Source organism: Frankia sp. CcWB3 (assembly GCF_977927595.1).
Map to the genome: position 1 here is coordinate 4,109 of NZ_CDWRCK010000296.1, position 956 is coordinate 5,064.

General features: G+C 61.2%; 1 protein-coding gene. It reads right to left on the reverse strand.

Going from position 1 to position 956, the window contains the following annotated elements; genetic code table 11:
- Positions 1 to 106 precede the first annotated feature (106 nt).
- Entirely contained in the window at positions 107 to 643 is a 537-nt protein-coding gene (locus ACY5KJ_RS17810) for an NAD(P)/FAD-dependent oxidoreductase (protein WP_462203898.1), read from the reverse strand.
- Between the last annotated feature and the right edge of the window lie 313 nt (positions 644 to 956).

Consider the following 956-nt stretch of genomic DNA (forward strand, 5'->3'; position numbering starts at 1 on the left):
GTCCCCCTTGTCACTGAAGTCAAGTCGGAGCGGCATAACCTCCTGCGGGGCGCGGCGCGGATCCGAGAACTTGGCATATGAGCGTATGGCGATCGAGGAGAATCGGTCATCCTGGCGACCGACTCCAAGATCGCGTCGTACCCGAGAATAGGCGCCATCGGCACCGATCATCAGGGGCTGCCTCGACGGAGCTCGATTCCGAACCGATTTGAAATGTGATAATCCGGCTGTTAGCGGTCAGCCCCGATGAATGGTATGATATGCCTTCTCGAATTTCAACTCCGACCTCGCGTGCCGCAGCAACGAGACGCGCGTCGAGGATCTCACGTGGAAGTACATACCCGGAAAGATCGCGGCCGGCGACCGTCGGGCCGACCGCCGTCGCCTCGGTTCCGTCAGGTCCGCTGACTCGCACGTTTAACGGTGAAATGGCATCATGGACAACACCAAGCAGGCCCAGGCGGCGTAGGGCCGCAACGGCCCCGGCGCCGAGGCCGTCACCGCACGCCTTATCGCGCGGGAAAACAGCCTTGTCGGTCAGAAGCACGCGAAGGCGAGGGTTCTGTCGCTTCAATGCGAAGGCGGCCACGCTCCCAGCCGGGCCCGCGCCCACGATCACCACGTCGTAGCTTCCTCTGGCCACGCCAGAAGTCTACGTGCTCCATGAATGGCAGGAGTTGGCATCACCTATTATTACAGCCACAGTGATCTCTATGTGATCTCTTTCCGGCGAATCGGTGTGGCGGTGTGCGCGAGCGGCCGCAGCGTGGTTCTCCGTACTTTGTAAGAAAAAACGAAGAAGCTGCGGCGACCGCGTCTGGCGGCGTATCAGAGGCGGAGGTGGCCGAGTAGGGGGCAGGGTTTGAGGGGTCTTCGAAGTTAACCGGGGTGGGCGTGAAACCCCAGCCAGTTTGGTAACTGTGCGTAATGTTGGCTCGACGTGGCCTGCTGTGACC